Origin of the sequence: Mycolicibacterium palauense (assembly GCF_002592005.1) — a bacterium.
Lineage (GTDB): Bacteria > Actinomycetota > Actinomycetes > Mycobacteriales > Mycobacteriaceae > Mycobacterium > Mycobacterium palauense.
In genome coordinates, this window is sequence record NZ_NVQF01000145.1 from 1 (window position 1) to 7,916 (window position 7,916).

Genomic DNA, 7,916 nt, shown 5'->3' on the forward strand with positions numbered 1-7,916 from the left:
TCAACAACATCGCACCGGGCCCGATGGACACCCCGTTCTTCTACCCGCAGGAGACCCCGGAGCGGGCCGCCTTCCACGCCAGCCAGGCCATGGGCAACCGGCTCACCGACATCACCGACATCGCCCCACTGGCGGTGTTCCTGTGCGGCGACGGCCACTGGATCAACGGCCAGACCCTGTTCGCCAACGGCGGGTACACCACCCGCTGACCCATCCGTGCGGCCGACGTCGATGCGGCACGAGGACAATGGTCGGTTCGCCGCGCCTCTACGCAGGCGCAGGCTGTTCGTGGCGGTGAGGGGGAGTTGCGTTGAGGGCGGTTACCGCCGGTCCGTGGTGGCGGGCCAACCACTACAGCTGGCTGTCGGGGTATCTGGCGGCCCGGGGCATGAGCCGAGCGGTCCGGGCCGCCATGATCGTGCTCAGCGCGTCCTTTGTCGGCTGCCTGATCTTGTTGCTGATCAGCGGCGACGGCCCCCAAGGGACACTTGCAGTGGCGATGACCTGGGCAGCCGTGATCGGCGGGTTGAGCGCGGTGGCGCTGTTCGCCTGGCGCTGGCCCACCCGCGGCCAGTCCCTGGCCTTCGTCGTTGTCGTCAACGCCTCGATCGCGGCGGCCTGCCTGGCACACCCCAACCCGCTGGCAGCCCTGATCGGGTGTATCGCTTTCGCCACCAGTGGCGCCTACGCCGCGACCTTCCACAGCACCGCGTGGATGCTCTACAACTTCGCCGTCGCCGCGGTCGTGACCACCGTCCAGGCCACGAAACTGGCCCTGGCGGGACACCACGCCCTGGCGGTGGTGGATTGGTGGCTGGTCATCGAGGTCAACATCTCCCTACCGCTGGGTGGCCAGATCCTGGTTCGCGCCCTGGCCAAGGATCTGCTGCGCGCCGACACCGACCCGCTGACCAGTCTGCTCAACCGGCGCTCTTTCAACCGCAAGGCCCTGGGGATGATCCATACCCGCGCCCGCAGCGCCGACCACCTCTTGGTGATGCTGATCGACCTGGACAATTTCAAAACCCTCAACGACACCCACGGCCACGACGCCGGTGATCAGGCACTGGTTCGCACCGCCCACACCCTGACCGCCACCGCGGGCCCAGGTGCTGTGATCGCGCGCAGCGGCGGAGAAGAGTTCCTGCTGGCCGCCACCGTCGCAACCTGCGCCACCGATTCACTGGCCGACCACCTGTGTGCGGCAATCGCCGCAGATCCCGCAGGGGTCACCGCCAGCATCGGGGTCGCCTGCACGCGCCTGACCGACACGAGCCCGACCGACCACGAGACTGTCCTGCGGGGACTCATCACCGCCGCTGACGCCGCCATGTACACGGCAAAACGCAACGGCGGAAACCAGATCCACCGCCTGCAAACCCCCACACCGCAACAGCCCCCGACAGGCCACGGCGATCAAGACTGATCCGGCGAAAGGTCGGCGGCACACCGGCCGGCTATCGCAGGCTCAGCCCTGCATGTCGGTCTGGCCGGGCTCCGGTGGGCCGTCCGCCTCCGGGCCCTGCATCTCACCCTGGCCGGGCTCCGGCGGCGCGTCGGAAGGTCCCTGCATCTCGTTCTGGCCGGGCTCCGGTGGCGCATCGCCTTCGGGGTAGTCGCCGGCACCGTGGTTGGGGTTGGTGCAGATCGTGCCCTCGCACGGCACCATCGAGCCGTCGCCGTTCGGGTTGGGCATCATCGACACGCTGGTCGTCGGCGGGCTCACCGGGGCGGGGAGGCCCGGGGTGGACTCCGGGCTCGTAGATGTCGACGTCGACGGCGCGGTGGAACTCGTGGCCGGCGAACTCGACGGCGTCGTGGGCGGGGCCTCCGGCGAACCCGAGCTACACCCCACCACCAGGGCGCTGATCGCGGCGAACCCAGCGATGAGAACTCTCGTGGTCTGCATGGGTCGCCACGCTAACAAACCGCCTGCGCCTGCGGTCCGGGTGATTCGACACAGAATCAGCGCCGATTCGGACTCCGAAACCGTCGCCGCGGGCGTCGACCCGACGCGAGGCGATCACCGCTTCCGCGGCCTGCGCTACCAAACCCGGTTCACCACCGGACCCCGACCCAACGCCGTCGCGCTCTTCGATCAGGCCGGTGTGCACGACTGGCCCCTCGATCAACAGCCAACCCCCGGCGTCGCGGCATGCCGACAAGCCGGCCTCAACGCCGCCCAGAACCCCACCCGCCGATACGTCACCATCGTCGATCCGCCCCGATAAGGACCCACGCTCTCGTTGGTCGATGCCAGGCTTAGACACCTGTCTGCGGGGCCCGCGTCCAGCCGCCCCAGTCCTCGCCGACGAACACCTCGCCTTCGGTGAGTTCGAAATGGGCGAGGAACACCTGCAACGCGGGCTGCATCTGTCCATGCAATTGGGTCATCGCTTCTACGATCTCGGTTGTCATCGGGTCGTGATCGGCGGGCTTCTGCGCCGGGATCAACCCCAGACTCAACGCCATCTCCAGCTGGTAGAACGTGAAGTCGCCGTACGGCCGTTTCGGGTCGGCGCCGGGAATGTCCTTATCGAAATACGGGTCCGACAGCTCCCACATCATCGCCGCCAACAGCGTGCGGTGCCGGTCTGTGAACTCGAAGACACTCTCATCGGGCAATTCGGCGACATACGGGGAGAATTCGAAGTCACGAGGCGGGCGGCGGTACGGGTAACGGCCCGCTGGGCAGGTTCCGTACTCGGCGGCGATCCGCAGCAGATGCAGATCCTCGGAACGAAGCTCCCAGTCCGGCGGAAAGCACGGCGCCCCCGCTTCGGTGCCGTCCCACCCCACGATCACCGTTCGTAGTCGCTTCCTGTACTGCTCTCGCCAGATGATTTCCATTGCCATATTCGACCAGAGACCAGGTGTGGTTCGACCCGCGCCCCGCACCTCAGCCGGGCCGACGTGCGGATCCTCTTCGAAGCCTCACGCACCTCCAATCCGTGTGGGGCGATGAATCCGATCATTTCGCATACCTCGAACATGTCCAAGGCGCTTCGACATTGCGTGCCAGACACTTTCACGCACACCCGCGCACACGGATGGACAGCGGTCCACACGGATGGACACAGCTGGACGACGCAACTGTGATAGATCACAAAAAGTCAGAATCCCCACCGTCCCAGCAGGTCGATATGCTCCACCTGCACCTGCACCTGCACCTGCACCTGCACCTGCACCTGCCGCTGTCCCGCCCGCATCAAGCCGAGCACCTCCATGGCGTCGGCCCTGGTCAGGGAGCTGAGCCCTCCCCCGTGCGGGCCACATCCCCTGCCCTGTCTCTGTTTTGGAGATCCTGTGGGTGCAGACGGTCACCGACCGACCGCTCCACGTGTGCGCGTGTAGGGCCCGCATCGGGTCGGTCCAGCCGGCGGGCCGCCGATCGCGCGACCAAGCGCGTGATCAGTTGAGGTCGCCTGCGGTGGTGGCGGTGTCGTCGCCGAACCATTTCTGTTTGATCAGGTTGTAGCTGCCGTCTTCACGCATGCTGATCAGCGCTCGATTGATGGGTTTGCGTAGCGGGCTGTCACCGGCCAGCAGGAAGCCTTGGTCTTCTTCCTGGAAGATCGGGCCGGCCATGACCGCAACGCCTTCGCCGCGGTGGGAGACGTAGTAGCGCAGCACCGGGGCGTCACCGACGACCGCTTCGTAGCCGTCCTCGCGCAGCAGTGCAAAGGCGTCTTCGATGGTGGCGGTCTCGGTGGCGTCGATGCCCATGCTGCGCAGGAACTGCGCCGCGGTGGTGCCGGCGACCACGGCCACCGACTTGTCATAGAGGTCGGCGGGTCCGTTGATGTTGGCGTCGAGTTTGGCCACGGTCAGGGTGGCGCTGAGGTTGGCCGAGTAGAACGAGACGAACACGATTGCCGCGAAGCCCCACAGGATGGCCATCGCCTTGGTCGCCGTCTTGGTCGCCGCCATGCTCGGGCGCCCCACCAGTGAGCCCATGCCCCACCCGAACGATTGCACGATGCCGGGCCAGTAGGACCGCGACACCATGGGCTTGGCGCTGCGCCGTTCGATGAGCCAGAAGATGTGCGTCGGGATGATACTGACGACGATGGCGGCACTGATCCAGATCAGCATGGTCCGCGACAGCAGCAGATCCAGGTAGCCGCCGAGACCGGGCACCGTGGGGCGGGTGTCGGCGACCGGCACGATGATCTGCAGCCCGGAGTCCATCGTGGCCTGGGAGAAGTCGAAGGTCTGCGCGCGCTCGGCGGTGATGGAGATCCCGCCGACGGCGACCTCGGCGCGGCCGTCGGCCACTGCGGCGAGCTGGCCGGCCACGTTGCCGGTGTCCAGGTAGGTGGTGTCGTAGTCGAGGCGCTGGGCGATCTCCTCCCAGACATCGATGCTGAACCCGGTCATCTCACCGCTGCTGGTCGACATCACGAACGGTGTCAGGTCGTGCACGGCGACCGTGACCGGCTGCGGCGGTGAGGCCGGTGCCGGTGCGGGTGCTGGGCCAGGAGCGGGTGCTGGTGTGGCTTCCGGTTCTGGATCCAGGCTCGGGCTCGGTTCCAGTGTCGGTGTGGGTTCTGGTTGAGCCGCGGCCACCGCCGCCACGCCGGGCAGCACGGCGAACAACGCCCAGCCGAACACCACCGCTATCAACGCGTACCAGCGCACACCATTGCCTTTCGTCTACGGGCCTGACCGAGGGCACCCTACCGGTGGCACCACCGGCAAGGGACATCGAACACAACGGCCATCGCCCCGGGACGGTGACGCGGCCGGGAAGCGGACACCGTGCGGTCCGCGCCGGCGGCGGCCGCAGCAAAGGTGGCGGTAAGGTCAGCAGCCGATCCTCACACCAGAGAATTTCTGGCACACGAAACGCACACCGCCGATACCGACGAGGAGCTCAGTGATGAGTACGCCGCGCGACCGTTCCCAGGACCCACCCCGCCGGCGGCTCCCGTCGGCGTTGCAGGCCATGAAGCTGTCGGTGTTCGTCCCGGCATCGTTGCTGATCATCGGTTTGATCGGGTTCGCGGTGGTGTTCTCGACGACCGCCCAGGGCGCGTTCGGCCGGCTCAACGACGCCATCACCGATTCGGTGGGCTGGTGGTACATCCTGGTCACCACCGGTTTCGTGATCTTCGCGCTGTACTGCGGGTTCTCCAAGGTGGGCTCCATCCGGCTGGGCCGCGACATCGAAAAACCCGAGTTCGGGTTCCTGGCCTGGTTGGCGATGCTGTTCAGCGCCGGGATGGGCATCGGGCTGCTGTTTTACGGGGTGGCCGAGCCGTTGACCCACTACGTCGATCCTCCCGAGGCGCTGGGAGTCGCTGGTTCGACCAACGCTGCCGCCGATCAGGCGATGAACCTGACGATGCTGCACTGGGGCGTGCACGCCTGGGCCATCTACGTCGTGGTCGGCCTGGGCATGGCCTACATGACCTTCCGCCGCGGCCGTCCGCTGACGGTGCGCTGGCTGCTGGAACCGCTGATCGGGCGCCGCCGCGTCGAAGGACCCCTCGGGCACGCGGTCGACGTCGTCGCGGTGGTGGGCACCTTGTTCGGGGTGGCCACCTCGCTGGGCTTCGGCATCACCCAGATCGCCTCCGGCCTGGAATACCTCGGCTGGATCACCGTCAACAACTGGTGGACCATCGCGATGATCACGGTCATCACCGCGATTGCCGCCGCATCGGCGGTCAGCGGCGTCGGCAAGGGCCTCAAATGGCTGTCGAACATCAACATGGCCCTGGCCGCCGCGCTCGCGTTGTTCGTCCTGCTGCTGGGCCCGACCCTGTTCCTGCTGCAGGCCTGGGTGCAGAACCTCGGCGGCTACGTGGCGTCGCTGCCGGCGCTGGCGCTGCGCACCGCACCGTTGGCCGACGACGACTGGCTGGGCGACTGGACGATCTTCTACTGGGGCTGGTGGATCAGCTGGGCCCCGTTCGTGGGCATGTTCATCGCCCGGATCTCCCGCGGGCGCACCATCCGCGAGTTCGTCATCACCGTGCTGCTGGTACCCACCGTGATCGCCTCGGTCTGGTTCACCATCTTCGGCGAATCAGCCATCCTGCGTCAGCGCGACGAGTCCAACATGCTCGTTAACGGGGCCGTCGACCTCGATACGTCGCTGTTCCAGCTGCTCGACGGTCTGCCGCTGGGTCTGATCACCAGCCTGCTGTCAGTGGCCGTGATCGTGTTCTTCTTCATCACCTCCTCGGACTCGGGATCGCTGGTCATCGACATCATCTGCTCGGGCGGTGACCTGGACCCACCCAAACCGACCCGCCTCTACTGGGCCACCCTCGAAGGCGGCGCCGCGGCGGTACTGCTGTTGGCCGGCGGCGCGGGATCACTGACCGCGCTGCAGACCGCCTCGATCGCCACCGCGCTGCCGTTCTCTCTGGTCATGGTCGCCGCGTGCGTGGCGATGGTGCGTGCCTTCCGCTACGACCTGGCCACCACCCCGAAGCTGCTGCGGATCTCCGCACCCGATCACCTGGCCGACAACCTGGCCGACAAACTCACCGGAACCCAGCCCCGCCGCTCCGTGTCGGCGACCCTGGCGGGGCTGGTCGCCGTTCACACGATTCCGATCGACACCTGCGAGGTGCACGAGAAGACCGGCGCGCTGACGATCAACGAGCCGGTCGACCCGCTGGCCCCCGACACCGACATCGTCACCGAAGCCGAGCTCGAAGCAGCCGAACAGAGCTACCGGGCCGGCCATCAACACAGCGGAACCCGCTAGCACCGGTCCGTACACGCGAAAGGCGCAGGCATGCAGACACACATCTTGGCGCTGGAGATCACCGCGGCCAACCGCCACTGGCTGTTCGAAGTACCGATCCGCATCAGCGCCTACCTGATCGCCGTGATCTTCGCGCGGATCATCCTGCACCGGATGATCGACCGGAGTGTGGCGCGCTGGGGCAGAGCAGAGACCGAGGAGATCGTTGCGGGTAAGCCGCGGCGGCTGTCTCTTCGTCGCCGCAGAACGGCTGACCCCGCGCGGGCCGCCGACACCGGCGCGGCGCGGCGGCGCCAACGCGCGCACACGATCGGCTCGGTGCTCAAGTCGACGGTGTCGATCGTGCTGCTGGTCTGGCTGAGCTTGGCGGTCCTCAACGTGCTCGGGGTCAACATCGCCCCGTTCATCGCCTCGGCGGGCGTGGTCGGACTCGCGATCGGCTTCGGCGCCCAGAACCTGGTGCGTGACTTCGTCACCGGAGTGTTCATGCTCTTGGAAGACCAGTACGGCGTCGGTGACATCGTCGACCTCGGCGACGTCGTCGGCGAGGTGCAAAGCGTCGGTCTGCGGATCACCACCGTGCGCGACCTCGACGGCACCCTCTGGTACGTCCGCAACGGTGAGATCGCCCGCGTGGGCAACATGAGCCAGGACTACGCCGTGGCCCGCGTCGAGGTACCCGTGGCGTTGACCGCCGACATCGAGCGTGCCGAACAAGTCGCCATCGACGCCGCCCACGCCGCCATCGCCGACCCCGAACTCGCCGGCAAAGTGCTCGATGAACCCGCCATGCTGGGGGTCCAGGAACTGGCCCCCGACCTGCTCACGTTGCGGATGACGGTCAAGACCCGACCCAACGCCCAATGGGCCGTGCAGCGACGACTGCGCCGAGAGATCCTGCGGGCCTACGACCAACACGGCGTCGACCTGCCCTACCCACGCGGGCGCGTGCACACCATCATCGGAAGCTGACCCCGCCCAACGCGCGTAAACGCACGCTGCTGGTTCGTTCGCGCCGATGGCGATCCTCGGGGGATATGGTGTCCGGATGGACGACGATGGTCAGGCGGCGGCCAGCGTTCCCGGTTCCGAGTCGGCGTCGACGGCCGCGCACGCCGAGCGCGTCCGGCTCGGCGAATGGGCCGGTGGGATCACCGACGAACCCGCCCGCCTCCCGGCCCTTCGGGTGGGC

8 protein-coding genes are annotated in these 7,916 nt (G+C 67.3%); 5 read left to right on the top strand and 3 right to left on the bottom strand.

Features of this window, described 5'->3' with window-relative positions:
- Window positions 1-209 (top strand): SDR family oxidoreductase (locus CSR00_RS28685; RefSeq protein ID WP_141564434.1); only part of this gene is annotated, 209 nt, incomplete at its 5' end.
- 101 nt (window positions 210-310) lie between these two features.
- On the top strand, window positions 311-1,426 hold the full coding sequence (locus tag CSR00_RS28690; protein ID WP_245906718.1) for a GGDEF domain-containing protein: 1,116 nt from the start codon (window positions 311-313) through the stop codon (window positions 1,424-1,426).
- A gap of 42 nt (window positions 1,427-1,468) precedes the next feature.
- Here CSR00_RS28690 and CSR00_RS30435 read toward each other — a convergent pair whose 3' ends face one another.
- Entirely contained in the window at window positions 1,469-1,909 is a 441-nt protein-coding gene (locus CSR00_RS30435) for a hypothetical protein (protein WP_141564521.1), read from the bottom strand.
- A 40-nt stretch (window positions 1,910-1,949) separates the two neighbouring features.
- Between CSR00_RS30435 and CSR00_RS30440 the strand changes: the two genes are divergently transcribed.
- Window positions 1,950-2,231: a hypothetical protein gene (locus CSR00_RS30440; protein WP_141564522.1), complete on the top strand. Its 282-nt coding sequence runs from the start codon at window positions 1,950-1,952 to the stop codon at window positions 2,229-2,231.
- A 31-nt stretch (window positions 2,232-2,262) separates the two neighbouring features.
- Here the strand turns inward: CSR00_RS30440 and CSR00_RS28705 are convergent, their stop codons facing one another.
- Both CSR00_RS28705 and CSR00_RS28710 read right to left on the bottom strand, forming a co-directional pair.
- On the bottom strand, window positions 2,263-2,850 hold the full coding sequence (locus CSR00_RS28705) for a hypothetical protein (RefSeq protein WP_099025764.1): 588 nt from the start codon (window positions 2,848-2,850) through the stop codon (window positions 2,263-2,265).
- A 561-nt stretch (window positions 2,851-3,411) separates the two neighbouring features.
- Window positions 3,412-4,641 carry a transporter substrate-binding domain-containing protein gene (locus tag CSR00_RS28710; protein WP_281259769.1) on the bottom strand — a complete coding sequence of 410 codons (1,230 nt, stop codon included), beginning with the start codon at window positions 4,639-4,641 and terminating at the stop codon, window positions 3,412-3,414.
- 241 nt (window positions 4,642-4,882) lie between these two features.
- Between CSR00_RS28710 and CSR00_RS28715 the strand changes: the two genes are divergently transcribed.
- Window positions 4,883-6,724, top strand: coding sequence for a BCCT family transporter (locus CSR00_RS28715; protein WP_407662535.1), 1,842 nt, complete (start codon window positions 4,883-4,885; stop codon window positions 6,722-6,724).
- Window positions 6,725-6,754: 30 nt separating this feature from the next.
- Window positions 6,755-7,696, top strand: a complete 942-nt coding sequence (locus CSR00_RS28720) for a mechanosensitive ion channel family protein (RefSeq protein ID WP_099025766.1) — start codon at window positions 6,755-6,757, stop codon at window positions 7,694-7,696.
- Window positions 7,697-7,916: the final 220 nt, after the last annotated feature.

Bases quoted from the DNA above. Each gene is read 5' to 3' on its own strand.
- CSR00_RS30435 (WP_141564521.1), bottom strand. From the start codon at position 1,909: ATGCAGACCACGAGAGTTCTCATCGCTGGGTTCGCCGCGATCAGCGCC.
- CSR00_RS28705 (WP_099025764.1), bottom strand. From the start codon at position 2,850: ATGGAAATCATCTGGCGAGAGCAGTACAGGAAGCGACTACGAACGGTG.
- CSR00_RS28715 (WP_407662535.1), top strand. From the start codon at position 4,883: ATGAGTACGCCGCGCGACCGTTCCCAGGACCCACCCCGCCGGCGGCTC.
- CSR00_RS28720 (WP_099025766.1), top strand. From the start codon at position 6,755: ATGCAGACACACATCTTGGCGCTGGAGATCACCGCGGCCAACCGCCAC.